This is a genomic window from Paenibacillus sp. IHB B 3084 (genome assembly GCF_001447315.1).
Classification (GTDB): domain Bacteria; phylum Bacillota; class Bacilli; order Paenibacillales; family Paenibacillaceae; genus Paenibacillus.
Genome location: NZ_CP013203.1, coordinates 2,334,973 through 2,354,559, shown reverse-complemented (window position 1 = coordinate 2,354,559; position 19,587 = coordinate 2,334,973). Strand labels below are relative to the sequence as shown.

Sequence of the window (19,587 nt, the reverse complement as noted above, 5' to 3'; positions counted from 1 at the left end):
GGAGTAACGAAGATGACCAAATTCCAAGATCAAATCATTGCGCGGTACAAGTTTGATGATGCTGGGAACGTCGGCAAAGATAGCTCAGGGCAAGGTAATGACGGGGTTGCTTCCGGCACGATAGCTCCAACAATCTCCAATGCTAGCGGCAGAGCGGCTTTGATGCTTGCGGGAGGTCCTAATGGTACATCGTATATACAGCTTCCTTCCAATTTGCTTAAAGATGTAAGCGATAACACGGGTGTCACGGTGACTGCTTGGGTTAACTTCGGTAGATTCACGGATATGTGGGAACGTGTTTTTGACTTTGGCAAAGCCCATACAGGGCCCTACATGTTCATGACACGGAATCTGCGCGGGACTCTTTTCGCCGAGGCAGATCTGGCTGTAGATCCGGGGAGAGGTTTTGTCCGGGAAGAGTGGATGCACATTGCCATGTCCGTGATCGGCACAAAAGGCGGCACATTAAGCAGTGCGGGTCCGCTTGTGTATGTGAACGGCGAAGTCGTAGCGGACGGCTCCATCAGCCAAACCTCCAGTGGCAACTATGCCAAGCTGCGTAAATGGTTTGAAACGTTTACGGACTCATCCAACTATAGCAACAATTTTATTGGTCGTTCCCAGCATGCGGCGGATGTGGACTTTTCCGGCTCCCTATCGGACTTCCGAATTTATAAAGCAGGCTTGTCAGCGGATGAAGTCATCGAGGTCATGTGCGATTCGTTGACAGACGAAGAGGTTGTGAAGCTCGCTCGCGATAAGTATTTGTCCTTCCCAACGACGATTGTAACCAAGGACTTGTCCCTGCCAACGGTCCTCATGGGCGGTAGAGTAGAAGTGACCTGGAAATCCAGCCACCCTGAGATACTCTCTGACAACGGTCAGGTCCAGACAATTACCTCCTCACAGGGGGTAACCGTGACAGCCTTCTTGACGAAGGGCCCAAGCTGTATTGAAAAAAGTTTTGAAGTATCCGTCCTGCCGGAACAGCTACCTCCTTACACTTTGACCATTCATGGAAATAGGGAAGTCATGGATATCAGCGAAGTGATGTACGGCTTGTTCTACGAAGATATCAATAACGCAGCGGATGGCGGAATTTATGCGGAGCTTGTTCAGAATCGTTCCTTCGAGTCCTTCGTGTTTGATACCTATTCCCATGCTTCTGGTGAATGCGGTTGCTCTACGGGGCGAAACCGTAATCCTTTATTTGCCTGGTCTGGTGATACGGACAAGATGACTCCGCAAAATAGCGGCGGATTAAATGAATTTTTAGGTGCTAAAGACAAAGATGTGAACTCTTATTATGTGACGGTAGCGGATGGTGCGACTATTCGGAATAAGGGCTTTTCGGATTCTAACCAGAATTGCGCCATGTCTATCCAAGCGGGTGACAAGTATGATTTCACCATCTGGGCGAAGGCTGAGTCGGCAGGCACGATCACGCTACAACTGCAAGACGGGAATGAGAAGGGGATTAGTGATTCGGTAACCGTACAGGTGGAAGGCAGCAATACGTGGAAAAAGTACGGTATAGATTCCAAACTGGTGCTGACAGGATCGGCTACGGTTCTGGGGCAACTGGCACTGACGTTTGACGGTGAGATTTCGATAGATATGGTTTCCTTGTTTCCACAGGATGTGTGGGGTGCAGGGGAGGAAGCCCGATCCCCATCGGCACATGCCAACTTCCAAGGGAATCCCAACTATAGACTGAGAAAAGATCTGGTGAACGCGCTGGTCGATATGCATCCGAAGTTCTTGCGTTTTCCGGGCGGTTGTATCTCTGAGGGTTCGTTTATTTGGGAAAACGTATACGACTGGAAGGAATCTATTGGCGATATCGAGCTGCGCAAGGAAAACTTTAATGTATGGGGCTATATGATGACCATGGGCCTTGGTTATATGGAGTATTTCCAGTTGGCCGAAGACCTGAATGCAGCTCCGCTTCCCGTTATGGCCTGTGGCGTTCTCTGCCAAGCCCGTTCGGATTACGCTCATCCCGCTGGTGGCGCATTAAGAGAATACTATATCAAGAATTTTACGGACCTGATCGACTTTGCGATTAGCGTGGATTTTGATAACAATGAATGGGCTGCCATGCGTAAAAAATGGGCCACGAAGCGCCGTTTGGTCTGCATTATTTGGGAGTAGGGAACGAAAACTGGGGTACAGAATTCTTTGCCAACTTTGAAGTGTTCAAAACGTCTATTGATGCGTACATGGAGGAAAACTATCCAGGCTATGAGCTGCATATCATCTCCACGGTTGGCGCTCAAGCAGATGACGATGCATATCAGCAGGGCTGGAAGTTCCTGAGCGGTAATATAACCGGTTCGGCTAAGGTCGCTTTTGCAGACGGCACCCAAGTGACTGAGGAAACCGTGACATGGTATGAGAAGCAAGAAAACTACATGGACACCATTGCAGATGAGCACTACTACCGTTCCAACGAGTACCTGCTTAATAACGCGGACCGATATAACTATTACTATAGAGCGTATAATGCAGACGGCAGCATAAACTGGAAGGAAACGTCCAAGGTGTTCGTGGGTGAGTATGCGTCTACGGATAAAAATACACTGGCAGGCGCAGTAGCAGAGGCAGCGGTCATGACGGGCTTTGAAAATAACGCCGATGTCGTTCTGTTAGCTGCCTATGCCCCTTGTTCAACAAGGTGCTGACGGACGGAACCTACAGATGGACCCCGGATTGCATCTGGTTCGATGACGAAACGGTGTGGTTCACGCCGAACTACTATGTACAGCAAATGTATGCTAAATATTTGGGCAAAACAGTATTGGCGACTTCCTTTTCCACCTACAAAAACGGCAAGTCGATAGACCTCATTCCTCAGGGTGGAATTGAGATCGCGACGGGCAACGCCGAAGTAATCGTGAAGCATGTGACGGTCACTTCCAACACGGACGGCTGCGTGCTGCTGGAACAGGATTTTACCCAGGAATGGAATCCGGCTTGGCAGGTCATTCCGGGTTCTGTGGGGTCTGCTGTGGAAGCAGACAAGGGACTTGTCCTCCAAGCTCAAGACAGCGGTCTGAACGGTCTGTACATTTTGAACGACCAATGGACGAATTACAAGGTGGAGGTCGTCGCTTCCCGTGTTTCTGGCACGGACGGTTTTTATGTGGGCGCAGGTCTTACGGATATTTCCGCAGAGAAAAAGGACGTCTTGGAATATGCCATCGGCTATGGCGGCAAGGCAACGGGCGTGAAGGTTTACAAGCAAGGGGTGGAAGGCTACACCTTGGGCGACTATTCTTCCAGTACAGCGGCAGGCAACCTGAGAGCGGTCAGCTATGAAGAGCTTTCTGACAACACGGATTACACCATCACGGTGAATTACGGCGGTGAAACGGGTAACAGCCTGATCTGCTCTTACACCGACGGAGTGACAACCAGCAAAGTGCTGGACTACAAGCTGGAAGCTTACAACAGAGACGTGTTCAATTCGGTGACCAAAGATGCGGAGCATGTATATGTGAAGCTTGTGAATGCCGACAACGTGGATAAGGCAATGCAGTTGAACCTTCAGGAATTGAGTGTGGAGTCCAGCGCCAAGCTGATTACACTAACCGGAGATACTTCGCTAGTTCATGTTCCTAACGTGAATAAGAAGAATGATGAGAAGGTAGTGCCTACCGAGCAGCAGGTTTCGCTCAGTAATAACGCGATCCTTCTGCAATTACCCGCTAATTCGGTGAATGTACTGATGCTGGATCTTAAAGCATAGGCAAACTGAGGCACGTAATCATGTGTGGAAAATTTGAAAAACCCGCTCACTGAGCGGGTTTTCTTTGGATGAAACTAGTGTTCGAGGGAAGTAGGATATCAGGCTAATCCCAATAGGAATGAAAGCGGTAGCCTGGGGGAAAAAGACGCTATATCCAAATATCATTGGCTGCTGTTAATTCGGACTCAGTCCCGCCAGTGTTAACTAAACCTCTAGGCTCCACTAGCATGATATGGCATTCCTTTTCGGCGAAAGGCTTGTGCTCGACGCCCCTTGGGACAATAAACATCTCGCCCTGGGAAATTTTCACCTGACCATCGCGGAAATCAATGAACATCTCCCCTTCGATCACGATAAACACCTCGTCGGTATCTTGATGGTCGTGCCATACAAAATCCCCAACAATCTTGACGAGCTTAAATTGATAGTCATTCATTTCCCCAATAACTTTCGGAGACCAATGATCGTTGAACTTAGATAATTTATCATTCAGGTTAATAGCTTGGTAATGGATACTAATCCCTCCGATTCTTTTACCTCCATTATACCATTAACGAGGTTTAGGTATTATGAAGATAATACTCATCAGTCGGCATGGGTATCCTGCCAATATTTTCTCATACAGTTAGGATGTTGAGCGGATTTCCCTGACAGGCATTACTTCGTGCTTCTGTTCACCAATTCACGCGGGTTGATGCCATTGTCTATCGATAGCGGGATGCGTGCGCCCTTGGCGATCTGCTCCCACGGCACCATTTTAAAATTCTGATTCAGCTTTTTGCCGTTTTGAAGATTTTCATCATCTTGTACAACGAAGATACCGTGCGGGAAGTTCTTGCCTAATCCATAGCCAAGAACATCAATACCGTCTGTAACAGAGGTACCGTCGATTGTAGGGCTGGCGCTGATCGTAAAGTTGCTTATATAAGCATTGTCGCCTTGTCGTTCATAGATCGCATAGCTGCTGTTTCCTTGGCTGGAGGCGATGAGATACCCCTTGCCGTCTTTGCCGTAATACAATGTAAGTCCCTCTATATCATCCTGAAGTCTGCGCCCGTCTGCAACATCTACACGTCGTAGCAGATCGGAGGAACCGTCTGGCTCGGCATCATATTTCCAAATGGCGTGATCCTCTTCAGCGATGTAGACCGTGCCATATTCATCATCAGCCACCATGCCCTCGGATTGCGTAGCGAGCTTGAACTGGCGGACCAGCTTACCAGCTATTTTGCCATTTCCGTTGTCCGTCAGCTCATATTGTTCAAATTCACCCTCTTTGCCCAAAACGAGTGCGTAAAACTTATCTGTCTTGAGGCTATGGTACAAGCTAAATCCGTACACTTCTTTCATAGATGATTTAATAGGCTGGTCAACCACGTTTGTTAACGTTCCTGATACTCCGTCAATGGCAAAGATATCAACGGTGTTGTTGGTGCGATTGGTTGCTCCTGCAATATCAATCTTTTTACCGCCCAGTGTAAAACCGTAACGGATATCCACGTTGTTCATTTTGCCGACCTTATAGTTCTGTAATTGCTTGCCTTGCAGATCATAGACCAGAATTCCGCCGCCTTTATTGGTCGCTACAAGTCTGCTTTTCTCCGGGTCCGCCGGATTGAGCCAGATAGCAGGGTCGTCGGCTGCGTCATCTCCATCCTCCACTGCTTCTGTCTCAGCAGTAGGGGTAACCTTGTAGGTAGGAACTGCGTCTTTGGGATCAGCATATTTGCTGTTTTCTGTCTCAAGCGTGGCAAGCAGCTTTGCCGGAAGATATAAATTCCCGCCGACCATCTTGATTTCACGATCTGCTTCTCCGGTTTGGCCTGCCAGACGATAGGTCTTCTCACCGACGGTAAAGGTGCCGACAATGCCGTTTTTCAGCTTGACCGCAGCAGACTTGTCGTCACTGCCCCATGTAATGACCGCTCCCATTTTTTCCGCCTGTGTTCGCAGCGGTGCATACCCGGATGACTGAACGTCTGCCGCCTTGGTTATTTCAGCAGGTGATATCAAAGCCCCGGCCAAGACTGTCAACAGGGCTAGTTTGGTTGTCTTCATATGTATACCCCTTTTCACGATGTAAAATCTATAGCTGACTCAGTATAAAGGGGCAATATAACGGGAGTATGTTAAAAATGTAAAGGAGATGTAATGCCTGTACATTTTTCGATTCAATGAGCCGGCTTCCAATATTGTTGCCTATAGTTTTTCGGGGACATACCGAATTTTTGTTTAAAGCATTTGGAAAAATAACTGGCTTGGGAGAACCCTGTTTCTTCTGTGATTTGTTGAACGGACCAGTCGGTTTGCAGCAGGAGACTGCGTCCTTGATCCAGACGATAATCCATTAAATATTCAAGCGGCGTACGGTGGAAGGCGGTCTTCATGCATCTGGCGAGATAGTTTTGATGTACGTGAAAATGGGCCTCCAGGTCTTTGTTGGTGATCGCATTTTTGTAATTCTGTTTCAGGTAAATTTCGATCTGTTCCGCTAACTTAGAGGAGCTGTCTTTATTATTCTGATCATGCTCCAAACTTTGAAAAATATTCACAAACGTCTGTTGGGCCTCCCATAGTGCCAGCTTTCGAGGTTTTAAAGTAGAAGATAACAAGTAGTCCAGCTTGGAAAATAGCTCATGCGGATTCACCACTTTTTGAATTTTGGGCAAATGAATGGTCGTATGTTCTGAATGAAAATGCAGCTCGGGAATGGGGGTGCTAGGTACAATAAGATCGGGCGAGGATTGTGCGCACCATGTGCTATTGGTTTGAAAGTGGAACCAGTAAAAGGAGGTTTGTTCTGTACATGCCTCAATGGGAAAATGGTGTTTATCCGGCTCAAGAATGAGAGCGTAATTTTCAGTTACCTTCCACGCTTCATCCTCCTCGCCTATGTGCAACAGACCTTCCTTGACGATAATAACGTCAAAATAGCCCAGATTATAACGATTCGGGTGCCAATCCCCTTTTTGGTATGTAGTAATATTCCCCTCAATGAAATAAGGCAGTGGAGGGACAAGGAAGGACAAAAAGTCGGTTTTGCTCATGGAAGCCAGCTCCTTTATGTGTGTGAAATCGTATAACTTTTAGTTAAAGATTGCGATTTTTTTTATAAATTCAGGTTGATAAAATAAGGACTGTAGCAAGGGAAGCACAGGTTAGCTTGGCCGGGTATTTATCTTTACTTTATCCTTATTTTTTCAAAAATGAAAGCGTTCTATTTTCGGGAAGGGATGTTTATCCAATGAAAACAGCAAAGCCAGTAAAACATGTCGTCGTTGAGGATACATTTTGGAAAAAGTATAAGCAGGTTGTGGCAGAAGAGGTCATTCCTTATCAGTGGAAAGCATTAAATGATGAGTTACCAGATACAGAACCCAGTCATGCGATTGAAAACTTTAAAATTGCGGCTGGTGAATCCAGCGGGGAGTATTATGGAACCGTTTTCCAAGATAGTGATATTGCCAAATGGCTGGAAACGGTGGCGTTTAGTTTAAGGGATCATCCGAACCCTGAACTTGAAGAACGGGCGGATGAAGTGATTGCGCTGCTCGGAAGAGCTCAAGCTGAAGATGGATATTTGAATACGTATTATTTGCTGAAAGAGCCCAACAATCGTTGGACCAACTTACGCGATAACCATGAGCTATATTGTGCGGGACATTTTATAGAAGCGGCGGTCGCCTATTACGAAACGACAGGCAAAACGAAGTTTCTTCACATTATGGAGAAATACGTGGACCTGATCCAGCAGATTTTTGGTACGGAAGAGGGCAAACGAAAAGGCTACCCTGGGCATGAAGAAATCGAGCTGGCTTTGATCAAATTATATGATGTGACTGAAAATGATAAGTATTTAAAATTAGCACAATATTTTATCGAACAGCGGGGGCAGCACCCGATTTATTTTGAAGAGGAACGAGAGAACAGAAAACAAATTCAAACAGAGCCCACCTGGAATGATGATAACAACATTAATTTTGGCTTAGGCTTTGAATACCAGCAGGCACACAAGCCTGTTCGGAAACAAACAGAGGCCGTCGGTCATGCCGTAAGAGCGGTGTATCTGTATATTGCAATGGCAGATTTGGCTGCGAAAACAGGAGATGCCTCCCTTTTAAAAGCCTGTGAAACCCTGTGGGACGATGTCACGAACCGAAAAATGTACATTACCGCCGGCATAGGCTCTTCTGTAAATGCAGAAGCGTTCACTTGCAATCATGATCTCCCGAATGACAGCATGTACTGCGAAACCTGTGCCTCTGTAGGGCTGGCCTTTTGGGCCAATCGTATGCTGCGCTTAGCGCCAGACCGGAAATATGCCGATGTGCTGGAGCGTGCGCTGTACAATGGGACGATTAGTGGGATGGATCTGGATGGGAAACGATTTTTCTACGTAAACCCACTGGAAGTAAATCCTTTTCAAAAATCCAGAAAAGATCAGGAGCACGTAAAAACAGAACGGCAAAAATGGTTCTTCTGTGCGTGCTGTCCGCCCAATTTAGCGCGCATGATCGCTTCGGTCGAAGATAATATGTATACCCAAACCGAGGATACTCTGTATACGCACCTGTATATTGCAAGCAAGGTAAACATGGTTTTATCCGGTCAAAAGGTGGAAATTACACAAACTCATCATTATCCATGGGATGCGGACCTGACCTTTTCGATTCATGTAGCAGAGCCGACTTCGTTTACATGGGCTTTGCGGATTCCGGGGTGGTGCAAGCAGGCAGAGGTGAAGGTGAATGGCGAAACCATTTCATTACACCATCTGGAAAAAGGCTATGTAGAAATTCAACGCACCTGGAATGACGGTGATGTGGTAACTCTGCATTTGGCTATGCCCGTTGAACGGATTCGGAGCAATGCTCTTGTCTCCATGAATCAGCAGCAAGTTGCTCTCCAACGCGGCCCAATCGTGTTTTGTCTGGAAGAAGTGGATAACGGGGAGAACCTGGCGGGATTAAGATTGCCGAAGGACAGTCTCATTACCGAAGAGTTTAGCGAAAACCTGCTTGGTGGCATTGTAAAGCTGACCACGGAGGGGTATCGGGTGAAAGGTTCACCGACATTATATAGCTCGGAGCCCCCTGAATTGGTTTCTCAACAAATCACAGCTATTCCTTACTACGCCTGGTGCAACCGGGATAAAGGAGAAATGCGTGTGTGGGTTTATGAATCATAATTCATTCGTATGGGGAGAGAAGAGATCATGAGCACGAGAATTGTGAGTACGGAACCACCCGAGAAAGCAGACAGTACCGTTCCTTTTCATCGTAAAATCAGCTATTCATTAACAGATACGGCGGGCAATCTTTTATACTGTGTCATTTCCAGCTATCTATTATATTTTTATACCGATGTGTTCGGTCTTTCTATTGGGATTGCCGGGACATTACTATTTATCACCCGCTTCATTGATGCCATTGATGCCCCGATATGGGGCATCCTGATTGACCGAACCAAGTCAAAATACGGGCAGAGTAGACCTTACTTTTTATGGTTATGTATCCCGTTTGCGGTGTTCATGGTTCTTACGTTCACAACACCCAACTGGAGTGAGTCCGGAAAGATTGCGTACGCGGCCATCACTTATATCATAGCCGGCATCCTGTATACAGGAATCAGTACGCCCATTACGTCCATTCTGCCTAACCTGAGCACGAACTCTAACGAGCGCGTCGTATTGAACTCCTTTCGTATGGTCGGGGGGAATGTAGGCTTTTTCATAGCTACGACGTTTACATTGCCTTTGGTGGCCTTCTTTGGGCAGGGAAATGATCAAAAGGGCTTTTCCCTAACGCTCGTTTTATTTGGAATCATGGCTATTATCATGTTTTTGATAGCATTTGCTGATTTGCGAGAAAATGCAGGGGTTAAAACCAAGTCGATTCCCATTGCCAAGAGCTTTACAGCTATCAAACGAAACTGGCCCTGGATGCTCGTCGTAGCTGCTAACCTGTGCTATTGGATTGGCTTGAATATCCGTTCAGCCACGCTTATCTTTTATCTGCAATACAATCTGGACAGCAAAGACCTGGTCCCTTTAATCAACGGACTGACCTCATTACAATTGATCTCGATGGTTCTCATTCCGTTTTTCGCCAGAAAATTAAGTAAAAACAGCATCATGATTATTGGATTGATTTTGGCTGCATTGGGTCAGGTCGTGATTTTAATGGGCAGTACAGACTTAACCCTCATTATTATCGGTTGGATTATTGGTGCGTTAGGATCAGGCTTTGCATGTTCTATGCCGTTTGCGATGTTATCAGATACAGTCGATTACGGGGAATGGAAAAATGGTATTCGGGCAAGTGGATTCCTGACCTCCATTGGAAGCGCATTCTGTATTAAAGCGGGTAGCGGAATCGGCGGATTATTGCCAGCATGGATCATGGGCAGCACCGGTTACATCGCCGGGAAGGTCCAAACCCCTACTGCGTTGTCTGGAATTCAGTTCAGCTTTATCTGGCTACCGTTTATCATCTTCCTGATCGGCATCATTCCTATGTTTTTGTATAAAAAATTCGAAAAGAATGAAGTATCCATTCAACAGGATTTAATTGCGAGAAGGTAATTGTAATTCGTTTAACAGGGATTTAATCATATCGTAAAACATTAATGCTACTTCAAAACCTGTTCACTGAGCTGAGCAGGTTTTTATGTTTTTTTCTATTCAAATGTGAGTAAAACCATTGACAGGATTTTCTTTTGGAGGGATACTTCTATGTAGAGAAAAGTGTACAGAATCAAGAACTAGATACATCTAGCCTTGCAACTTTATACATTTTTTCGCCATGGAAGCTCTTCTGTTGAAGGGTTTTTTTCAATTTGATAAAAAGAATGTGATGATATGAGTCAACTGAGTGTAAGGATGAGAACACACGGCTTTCTAAATAAGCATTTTTCGGGAGAGTCTATTGATTATCGACAGATTATTGCTCTGTTTATCCCGCTTCTGATTGATCAGGCTTTTATCGTGGGTCTTAATTTGGTGAATACGGCAATGATCAGTTCATCGGGTATGGCGGCGGTCAGCGCGGTGAATATGATTGATTCCCTGAATATTTTCTTGATTAATGTATTTGTCGCTGTGTCTACCGGGGGGACGGTTGTCGTGGCACAGTATAAGGGGAGCGGTAACGACCTTATGGTCTCCAAAGCCGCATCCGGCACCATTTCCTCCGTTTCCTTGCTGGCCTTGGCTATCAGTCTGTTTATGATCGTGTTGTACAATCCGATCTTAAGTGTTCTGTTTGGCTCCGCCTCGGCTGATGTATTAGCTAACGGTAAGGTGTATCTGCTGGGAAGCTGTATGTCTTTCGTGGGGATTGCGATCGTTGAGGCGGTGTGTGGAGCGCTAAGGGGGATAGGGAAGACGAGGGCATCGCTGGCTCTTTCTCTCATCATGAACCTCTCGTACGTGCTTTTAAATGTAATATTCATTAATGTATTGGACATGGGTGTGCTGGGCATGACGATTGCCGTAAACGTGTCCAGATATGCAGGGGCAGTTTGTGCGTTGATCTATTTGGTCAGGGTAGATGACGACTTGCGTGTTCAGCTTAGAGATATGCTTTATTTTAATCTAGCCATGCTTAAAAAGATTCTGTTCATCGGACTTCCTTTTGCAGCGGAACAGATGTTTTTCAATGGGGGTAAAATTTTAACCCAAATTTTCATTGTGAGCATGGGAACAAATGCGTTGGCGACGAATGCCATTTGCTCATCACTGGCTAACGTGTTCCAAATTCCTGCGAATGCCTTGGCTCTTACGATTGTGACTGTAGTTGGTCAATGTATGGGTCGTCGAAATGTCGAGGATGCCCGCAAGTTTACCAAATCATTTATTTGGCTATCGTCTCTTTCTTTTATTGTAATGGGATTAATCCTGATGCCTTTGTTCAAGCCAATGGTGGGTCTGTTTCATCCTCCTGCTGAAATCGTAGATGACATTTTCATTGTCATACTGATTAATACGTTGGCCCAGATTCCGCTCTGGTCCATTGCCTTTATTACACCCTCTGCGCTTAGAGCAGCAGGTGATTCGAAATTTACGTCCCTCACCTCGATGCTGTCCATGTGGTTGTGCCGGGTGGTGCTAGGGTATATTTTGGGCATTGTGTTCAATCTGGGGATTGTTGGTGTCTGGCTGGCTATGGATATTGAATGGGGCGTGCGGGGGATCGTTTTCCTTTGGCGCTTCCGTGGCAACAAATGGGTCCAGCATCGTTTGATCGACTGAATAGGTCCACTACTATAAAATTGACTTCTGGATGAAGGTATTTTATAGTAGTGGATTTTTTTTCTTTCTGTACTTCGTTCAGGCTCTTACTTCATCCTGATCCCTATATTACCTAACTGTGCTCCCTGCTGCATACGGTGGAAGGCTTGTGCCGTGTCTTGTAAAGGGAATACGCTATCTATAATTGGATGGAGTGCATGGCGCTCCATGAATTGAAGCATATCTGCGAATTCCTCGCCGCTGCCCATGGAGGTGCCGATGATGCTGATTTGAGGGAAAAATATAGACCGCAGCGGAATCTCTATTCGATCTCCTGAGCTTGCGCCAAATGTAACGATTCGACCGTTCGGTTTGAGGATTTCCATGTATTTGTCGAACGTAGCAGGGCCGATACTGTCAAGGATCAGATCCACGGCGTCTCCGTTTACACTTTCTTTCCAATCGCCATGGCTGTCAAATGCATGATTTGCGCCATGGGCGAGGGCAGCTTGTCTTTTCGCTTCGCTACGTGATGTGACGCTGACCCGTGCGCCCGCCGCTAAAGCCATAAGCATGGCATACGTGGCTACACCGCCGCCAATACCGGGAATGAGGACATGCTCACCCTGCTGTAATTGGCCTCTGGTAAAGAGAGCGCGGTAAGCGGTCAAGGCAGACAAAGGTAGCACCCCTGCTTCGTCCCAAGATAGGTAAGCTGGCTTGCGGACGGCATTTTGGACGGGAATGATAACCGATTCAGCGAATGTCCCGTCTGAAGGTCCGCCCAGAATGGCTGGAACCAAGGGAATGTGATGCGTATGCTCCCATCCGATACATGGATTAATGATTACATCGGTGCCTACCAGCGAGATTGGGACGCCATCGCCCACAGCCTCGATCACGCCTGCGCCATCCGACCCGAGAATGAGTGGAGCATCGTTGGCGGTTCGATCCGCCATGAGGAATAGATCTCGATGATTCAATCCTGCGGCTTGGAGCCTTACCTTCACTTCGTCGTGCCCCGGCTGTCTGTCCGTAACTTCTTTATACATAAGGCCCTCAAGGCCGTTTTTGCTGGCATGTATCATGGCTTTCATTGTAAAACCTCCCGTGGTTCGAATTGAGATGCATTTGCATGTATATTGAATTGTACAGAGCGATAAGCATCCGGTAAAATGAACAAAATCGAACGTGAGTATCATAAATGATCATACCAAGCAGGTGACGTATATATGGAAAGCAGTGATTTGAAAATATTTCAGGCTGTTGCTCGCGAGGGCAGTATCACGAAGGCTGCGCAGGTTTTGAACTATGTACAGTCCAATGTGACCTCCCGGATTCAGCAGCTTGAGGCACAATTGAACGTACCGCTTTTTCGTCGATCTAATCGCGGAATGACGCTAACGCCAGCAGGAGAGAATCTGTTGGGATATGCGGATACAATCCTGACCTTGCTGGACGAGGCTGTAAAGTCCACTCAATATTCGGACCATCCTACGGGACCTTTGCGATTGGGCTCGATTGAGACAGCGGCGGTCACGCATTTGACTTCATTATTGGCGGAATACCACTCACAATACCCGGATGTCCAACTATCCCTTTTGACAGGCGGCACGCACGATCTCGTACAAAAGGTATTGAATTATGAATTAGATGGAGCCTTCGTCTATGGGCCTGTCGATGATCCGCATATAGACCATGTTGCGGCCTATGAAGAGGAATTGGTGCTTATCTCGGAACCTGGGAACAAGAACATGGGCGAGCTGCTTGCCAAGCCTATGCTGTTTTTCGACGTGGGCTGCACACATCGGGCAAGAGCGGAAAGTTTTTTGAGCGAAACAGGTATTAATGCCTATCAGATTATGGAATTTGGAACATTGGAAGTGATTCTGGGTGGTGTAGCTTCTGGTCTGGGAGTGTCCATGCTGCCACAATCCTCGATTGCGAAGGCGGAGGAAACGGGAAGTATTGCTTCACATCGTCTGCCTGAAAAATATCGGAAATTGGAGGTGTGGTTTGTTCATCGGCGGGATTCCGTTTGCTCCAGCGCGCTGTCAGGCTTGCTTCACTGGATGAAAAGGAATGCTATACTTTGACATTAGAGGTGTATGATTTGGAAGAACATGATTTAATGAAACATCCACCCACCGTAGTACCGGGTGAGCATGTAGTCAATGGGAGATATATTCGACCCGAGCCGGACAGGATGGCTGTGTTATCAGCAACATACGGAGCCTCTATTTTTTTCAGAAGATGGGCTGCCTGGATGATTGACTTCATCCTTATCGTTTTTGGATATGGAGGACTGGTTTATTTTGCAGCAAAAAAGTTAGCTGCTGCCGAAAGTCCCAATATCGTTATGGTTGTGGGTATCTTCCTGATCGGCTCCTTCTGCTATTATCTCTTACTGGAAGGACTTACAGGCTACACGCTGGGCAAATATCTTCTTCGTATTCAAGTTGTGAATGGGGAAGGAAGCTCGCCGGGCATCGTTAAATCGTTGATCCGCACCGCCATACATCTGGTGGATACGAATCCGCTGGTTTTCTGGGGATTACCTGCAGGTATATGTGTGCTGGCGACACCCAAAAAACAACGGCTGGGTGATATGGCTGCGGGTACATATGTTGTAAAGGTACGGGATCTGAGAGCTGTGGGAAGAAAGAAAACCGGGATTTTTGCAGGGGCAATCATCCTGATGACGATCATTTCGGCCATCTTTGCTGTATCCCTTATTTCTTCTCTCATCACACAAGTAACCAAGCCCGACGTTTTTGTCAGTAAGGACGATCAGTTTGAAGTTACGGCTCCGTGGAGCTGGTCACGGGATTATACGATTAATGAGGATGCGGATATCTCCATTAAAAATGAATTTACAGAAAGATACTTGATTGTATTGTCTGAACCGAAAAGCGATTTCGACAGCAGTATGACTCTTCAAGAGTATAAACAGATCATTCAGGGCCATATAGAATCAGGGCTTACAACCCCTGAATCGGGAAAGGCTTCCAACATCGTGGTAAACGGCTATCCTGCTATTGAATTTACATTAAAAGGAGAAGTGGAAGATACTCCAGTTATGTATAACGTGACTACGATTGAAACTCCTTCGCATTATCATCAAGTGCTCGCCTGGACGTACGCCTCCCGATATGGTCGATCACAGCAAGAGTTGCGCAAGATTAGAAACAGTTTTCGTGAAGTTAAGCATTAGGCTCTACCTATGATGTTAAGCTATACAGCGCGCAGTAAGCAGAAAAAGCAGACGGCTCACAGGAGCGTCTGCTTTTCTTGTATATAAGTCATTTTATCCCGCATTAGAATGTCGAATTACCCGCAATCCCGTGACCTTCGCAACCTTGCCTTGTGGATGGGCTTTGAACTGGATCGTAACTTCATCCTTTTGAGCCGTCACGGACAGAGGAAGCTCATAGACGAAGGTCTCAAATTTGTTCATTTCCTCCGACTCCAGCTTGCCTTCTTCTAAAATCTGTCCATCTGCGATGATATCAAAGTCAAGATAAGGGCGGTCAGCATCCTTGAGATAAGTCACCGCTAATTGGACGGGCTCATCCGGAAGAATCTTCATGACAAAAGAAAACCAGCCCCCAGGCCAGGTATCACGATATTTACGGTTATAGATAGAGCCCAGACTCACATGTTCGCCTGTAAAGGCATGATCCCGTTCAGGCTGCATTTCGGCAGGCTGCACAACATCCACCGTAAGTCGTTCGAGCTGCAACTGATAGGCTAACGCAGTACGGTATTCCGCCTCTGTTGACGCCCATTCTTCCTTGGAAAAGAGGTCCCAGTAAACAGTATAAGAACGATCATACATCTGATAAAACGGGCGAAGCTCCAAGTCTCCGACATACCCTAAATCGTTCATCCGGAACACATTAGGCTCGTTCCCGTCAGGAACCAGCTTCGAGGTCAACGAATCAGTTGCTCCGACCAGAACAGACGCAAGCAGATGCTCTTCGTTGGACTCCTGTTCTACGGGCCCAAGGTCTCCAGCCAGCACAAGCGGCCCATACATAAAAGCAATCCGGCGCGGATTATCCGGCATTTCCTCGACTCTCACCGTCATGGGAATGTCATACTCGACCGTATCCCCATCGTTCCATTCCCGTTCGATTACAACATAGCTGGTAGGGCAAGCCTCCGCGGCAAACTCTTCCCCGTTGATTTTGATGATTATACCTTGTTCCGCCCAATGCGGGCATCTTAGCTTGATCGCGAAGGATTTGGGTTCCTTGCTGATGACGCGCAGCGTTCCCCGACCATTTTGCGGAAAGAGAGTCTCTTGTTTGAGCTGTACGCCCATCTCATCCCACGTCACGGTAGAAGGGACATATTGATTAACATAGATCGTTTTTGGCGTGTGAAAATAAATCGCAGTGCCGTACATGGAGTGGCTTTCCATCCCGGACCCGACACAGCATGTAAAATCCTCATATTGAGAATTGAAGGACTTGTGTCCGCCCATTTCCAGCGATACAAAGTAGCATACACGTCCATCGATAGGTTGCTGTGAAGCCAGAATATGATTGAACATTGCCCGTTCATAGTAGTCTGCGTACGCTGCATATGCGTCCCATTCGAACATATGCTTCGTTAATTTCAGCATGTTGTAGGTGTTACAGGTTTCACAGGTGCCTTCGCCCAGACGGTCATTCAGCTTCCCCGGCTCCCCAAAATGCTCATTATAGCTATTGCCGCCAATGACATAGGAATGCTTGTGAACAACCCGATCCCAGAAAAGCGGGAGAGATCCGCATATTGCGGTTTTCCGGTCATTTCATATTGCCGTGCAGCGCCAATGATTTTGGGAATTTGGGTATTGGCATGTCGTCCTGCCAGCGTATCGTGGTTTTCTGCCAGATCGTTCAGCACTTCCCCATGATAAAAGCGTTCCGCCAGCTTCAAGAAGCGCTCTTCCCCGGAATGTTCGGCCAGATCCGTCAGCACCTCGTTCATGCCGCCAAACTCGCAATGAAGCACCTGCTGCACCTGATCATCGTTCAGCCCTTGGAATACATCCTCCAGCCAGTCACTGAGTTTGATTTCCATCGGCAGAGCCTTGGGATGATGCGCGAGCAGATGGGCATCCCGCAAGCCTGCGAAGAGTTTATGCATGGTGTATAGCGGCACCCAGCCTCCGTTCAGATCAAAGCCCTGAGAGCGTATATCGCCAGCCTTCACTTCCTCGAAAAGCTCTTTCCCGCGCGGAATCCCGGAAATGTATCCGTTTCCATGTCTGTTTTGGCATATTTCCAGCTCGTCGATGACATAATGTACTCGTGCAAGCAGCTTTTCGTCACCTGTTGAGGCAAACATCAGCGAGCAGCCGGACAGATAGTGACCGAGGGTATGCCCGCTAATGCCGCGGGATTCCCAGCCTTCATAGTGAGCCGCTTTGGGCTCCAGTCCTGCATATTCACGAAAGCGCGATAATAGACGGTCGGGTTCCAAACTCAGCAGATAGGCCGCGTTCAGTTCCATAGCATGTAAAAGTGGGCCGGAATCAATGCTTACGTTATGCAAGTCAAAAGCTTCTGCTTTCAAAATCATCGCTCCTTAGCTAAGATGGAAGTGTATATTTCTCCACTACATTAGCATTGCCATCGCGGTATGTCAGTAGCTTAACCATACAATGGGTGGACAAATCCGAACATGAAGCTAAAGAGGCGATAACATGACCTATCTGAAAGTCAATGTAGATGCTCCCATTCAACTAATCTCGGCAGGCGAGTTTGTTTCCGAGGTGCCCTGGAAGCATATGAGCCGTTCCATTGAGAACTTTGAGCTGATCCTTGGTGTGCAGGAGACGGTATATATACGGGAGGAACAGGAGCATTTTGAGGTAGGGGAAGGGGATATTCTATTGCTTTATCCCGGTTGTACGCATGGAGGGTACCAGGAATCGGTGCCGGGGGTTACATTTTACTGGTTTCACTTCGATGTTCCCACGACCCCAAATGTATTATCCCATGAAGAAATGAAGCAGGAGACCCGTGTTATGGATGCTCATTTGCAGCGCCATGGCTTTGTACGGGATATCTATATACCGCAATGTGTACGCGCAGGCAATGGAGACCGGATTCATATTATCGTCAATCAGATTCTGCACGTAGCCAATTCGCACTATCTTACGTATCACAGTGTAAATTATCTGTTCACCTCGCTGCTGATCGAGATATCTGAGCTGGCCCTCAGCCGCTTGACCTCCAGTCCCGCCAGCCCACAGGGGAATGTGAGCTTCAACAAGATTATCGAGTGGACCCGTATTCATGCCGAAGAACCGATGACAGTGACGGATTTAGCCCAAAAATTCAATTACAACAAGGATTATATATCCCGTTTGTTCAAGCAAAATACAGGTATGCGCCCCTTGGAGTTCATTCATAGCATCCGTATCAGTAAAGCCAAGGAGCTGATTTCCCGTACAGATATGAGCATTAGGCAGGTTGCAGAAGAAGCGGGATATACGGATGAGAAGTACTTTATGCGTATGTTTAAAAAATAGTGAATATGACCCCTTCGCAGTACCGGAATGCCTATCACAAAACATTTATGAACAAAGTCTGACGGCAAGCCAAAGCGCCTAGTGCGCTTTTTTTCATTTTCATTCCCAAAAATTAACTCTAATGCATTTCCGCTTGGATAGGGAAATTTTATAGGTAAAACATTAGCGGGGAGTGGGCTAGAATGAACTTGTAAGCGTTTCACTTATAGATAGAAGGGAGGAGAGACATCCACCATGATTACTAGAGAACAGATTTATCTGGATAAGAAGCTGGAGACAAAATCGGCTGTATTTGAATTTATTACCCAAGAGGCTGAGAAGCTGGGTGTCACCGTCCATAGAGAGCAGCTGGTGCAGGATTTGTGGGAAAGGGAGAAGGTATATTCGACGGGCCTTCAGGATCAGTTTGCCATACCTCATACGCAGAGCGAAGCAGTCACAAGACCAGCAGTTCTAATTATCCGATTGCAAGATAGTATTGATTGGGCATCTCATGACGGTAAGCCTGTCCAGTATATTTTCAGTATTTTGGTGCCAAAAGGTTCCGTGGATGTATCCCATTTGCAAATTATTTCCTCTCTCGCAACCCTTCTATTGGAGGATTCCTTCAAAGAGGCAGTAGCGGGTGCAAAGAGCAGCGACGATGTGTATCATTTGCTCGAACAATATACAGAAGGGTTGGTGTCATAATGAATATCGTAAGCGTTACATCGTGTATAGCAGGTTTGGCTCATACCCCCATGGCGGCAAAAGCACTGGAAAAAGCAGCAGCACAGCTCGGTCACAACATTAAAGTGGAACAGCAGGGTGCGCTAGGCCAGGTGAACAAGCTTACGGAGGAAGAGATTGCAGCAGCGGATTTTGTACTGATTGCCTCGGACCAGACGGTAAAGGATGCGGAGCGTTTTGAGGATAAACGAATCGTTCGTGTCAAAATCGGTCATGCGGTCAACAATGCGGAAGCGGTTCTCACCAAAGCGGTGGAAGCCATCTCTGCTCAAAAATAAGGCTAAGGCTACAGGGAACAGCGACATGTAGTAAAAAAGAAAGCAGCGTAGCTGCCTTGAATAACAACCG

12 protein-coding genes and 2 pseudogenes are annotated in these 19,587 nt (G+C 46.9%); 9 read left to right on the top strand and 5 right to left on the bottom strand.

Going from position 1 to position 19,587, the window contains the following annotated elements; genetic code table 11:
• The first annotated feature begins 12 nt into the window (after positions 1-12).
• Positions 13-3,751: pseudogene (locus ASL14_RS10995) on the top strand (alpha-L-arabinofuranosidase C-terminal domain-containing protein).
• Between the two features lie 148 nt (positions 3,752-3,899).
• On the opposite strand, the gene ASL14_RS10990 reads toward ASL14_RS10995, so the two are convergent.
• The 3 genes from ASL14_RS10990 to ASL14_RS10980 form a co-directional block, all read right to left on the bottom strand.
• Positions 3,900-4,265 (bottom strand): cupin domain-containing protein, encoded by a 366-nt coding sequence (locus ASL14_RS10990; protein WP_134911613.1) that lies wholly within the window; start codon positions 4,263-4,265, stop codon positions 3,900-3,902.
• Positions 4,266-4,408: 143 nt separating this feature from the next.
• Positions 4,409-5,809 carry a phytase gene (locus ASL14_RS10985; RefSeq protein ID WP_134911612.1) on the bottom strand — a complete coding sequence of 467 codons (1,401 nt, stop codon included), beginning with the start codon at positions 5,807-5,809 and terminating at the stop codon, positions 4,409-4,411.
• 113 nt (positions 5,810-5,922) lie between these two features.
• The gene (locus ASL14_RS10980; protein ID WP_134911611.1) at positions 5,923-6,798 is read right to left on the bottom strand and encodes a helix-turn-helix transcriptional regulator; all 876 of its coding nucleotides are present in this window, start codon (positions 6,796-6,798) and stop codon (positions 5,923-5,925) included.
• Between the two features lie 197 nt (positions 6,799-6,995).
• Here ASL14_RS10980 and ASL14_RS10975 point away from each other — a divergent pair, with 197 nt between their 5' ends.
• The 3 genes from ASL14_RS10975 (at position 6,996) to ASL14_RS10965 (ending at position 12,002) form a co-directional block, all read left to right on the top strand.
• Positions 6,996-8,939 carry a glycoside hydrolase family 127 protein gene (locus ASL14_RS10975; RefSeq protein WP_134911610.1) on the top strand — a complete coding sequence of 648 codons (1,944 nt, stop codon included), beginning with the start codon at positions 6,996-6,998 and terminating at the stop codon, positions 8,937-8,939.
• A gap of 27 nt (positions 8,940-8,966) precedes the next feature.
• Entirely contained in the window at positions 8,967-10,334 is a 1,368-nt protein-coding gene (locus ASL14_RS10970; protein ID WP_134911609.1) for a glycoside-pentoside-hexuronide (GPH):cation symporter, read from the top strand.
• Positions 10,335-10,610: 276 nt separating this feature from the next.
• The gene (locus ASL14_RS10965) at positions 10,611-12,002 is read left to right on the top strand and encodes an MATE family efflux transporter (protein ID WP_134911608.1); all 1,392 of its coding nucleotides are present in this window, start codon (positions 10,611-10,613) and stop codon (positions 12,000-12,002) included.
• Between the two features lie 86 nt (positions 12,003-12,088).
• Here the strand turns inward: ASL14_RS10965 and ASL14_RS10960 are convergent, their stop codons facing one another.
• Entirely contained in the window at positions 12,089-13,078 is a 990-nt protein-coding gene (locus ASL14_RS10960) for a zinc-binding dehydrogenase (protein ID WP_134911607.1), read from the bottom strand.
• 135 nt (positions 13,079-13,213) lie between these two features.
• Between ASL14_RS10960 and ASL14_RS10955 the strand changes: the two genes are divergently transcribed.
• Complete coding sequence (locus tag ASL14_RS10955; protein WP_134911606.1) at positions 13,214-14,077, top strand: LysR family transcriptional regulator; 864 nt, start codon at positions 13,214-13,216, stop codon at positions 14,075-14,077.
• A 35-nt stretch (positions 14,078-14,112) separates the two neighbouring features.
• The gene (locus tag ASL14_RS10950; RefSeq protein WP_134914515.1) at positions 14,113-15,195 is read left to right on the top strand and encodes an RDD family protein; all 1,083 of its coding nucleotides are present in this window, start codon (positions 14,113-14,115) and stop codon (positions 15,193-15,195) included.
• A 93-nt stretch (positions 15,196-15,288) separates the two neighbouring features.
• Here ASL14_RS10950 and ASL14_RS10945 read toward each other — a convergent pair.
• Positions 15,289-17,549: pseudogene (locus ASL14_RS10945) on the bottom strand (beta-L-arabinofuranosidase domain-containing protein).
• Positions 17,550-17,679: 130 nt separating this feature from the next.
• Here ASL14_RS10945 and ASL14_RS10940 point away from each other — a divergent pair.
• The 3 genes from ASL14_RS10940 (at position 17,680) to ASL14_RS10930 (ending at position 19,517) form a co-directional block, all read left to right on the top strand.
• Positions 17,680-18,510 carry an AraC family transcriptional regulator gene (locus tag ASL14_RS10940; protein ID WP_223264286.1) on the top strand — a complete coding sequence of 277 codons (831 nt, stop codon included), beginning with the start codon at positions 17,680-17,682 and terminating at the stop codon, positions 18,508-18,510.
• Between the two features lie 234 nt (positions 18,511-18,744).
• Positions 18,745-19,200, top strand: a complete 456-nt coding sequence (locus tag ASL14_RS10935; protein WP_134911605.1) for a PTS sugar transporter subunit IIA — start codon at positions 18,745-18,747, stop codon at positions 19,198-19,200.
• The gene (locus ASL14_RS10930) at positions 19,200-19,517 is read left to right on the top strand and encodes a PTS fructose transporter subunit IIB (RefSeq protein ID WP_134911604.1); all 318 of its coding nucleotides are present in this window, start codon (positions 19,200-19,202) and stop codon (positions 19,515-19,517) included. Before ASL14_RS10935 ends, ASL14_RS10930 begins: the two co-directional genes overlap by 1 nt.
• Positions 19,518-19,587 lie beyond the last annotated feature (70 nt).

Bases quoted from the DNA above. Each gene is read 5' to 3' on its own strand.
- ASL14_RS10985 (WP_134911612.1), bottom strand. From the start codon at position 5,809: ATGAAGACAACCAAACTAGCCCTGTTGACAGTCTTGGCCGGGGCTTTG.
- ASL14_RS10980 (WP_134911611.1), bottom strand. From the start codon at position 6,798: ATGAGCAAAACCGACTTTTTGTCCTTCCTTGTCCCTCCACTGCCTTAT.
- ASL14_RS10975 (WP_134911610.1), top strand. From the start codon at position 6,996: ATGAAAACAGCAAAGCCAGTAAAACATGTCGTCGTTGAGGATACATTT.
- ASL14_RS10970 (WP_134911609.1), top strand. From the start codon at position 8,967: ATGAGCACGAGAATTGTGAGTACGGAACCACCCGAGAAAGCAGACAGT.
- ASL14_RS10965 (WP_134911608.1), top strand. From the start codon at position 10,611: ATGAGTCAACTGAGTGTAAGGATGAGAACACACGGCTTTCTAAATAAG.
- ASL14_RS10960 (WP_134911607.1), bottom strand. From the start codon at position 13,078: ATGAAAGCCATGATACATGCCAGCAAAAACGGCCTTGAGGGCCTTATG.
- ASL14_RS10955 (WP_134911606.1), top strand. From the start codon at position 13,214: ATGGAAAGCAGTGATTTGAAAATATTTCAGGCTGTTGCTCGCGAGGGC.
- ASL14_RS10950 (WP_134914515.1), top strand. From the start codon at position 14,113: ATGAAACATCCACCCACCGTAGTACCGGGTGAGCATGTAGTCAATGGG.
- ASL14_RS10940 (WP_223264286.1), top strand. From the start codon at position 17,680: ATGACCTATCTGAAAGTCAATGTAGATGCTCCCATTCAACTAATCTCG.
- ASL14_RS10935 (WP_134911605.1), top strand. From the start codon at position 18,745: ATGATTACTAGAGAACAGATTTATCTGGATAAGAAGCTGGAGACAAAA.
- ASL14_RS10930 (WP_134911604.1), top strand. From the start codon at position 19,200: ATGAATATCGTAAGCGTTACATCGTGTATAGCAGGTTTGGCTCATACC.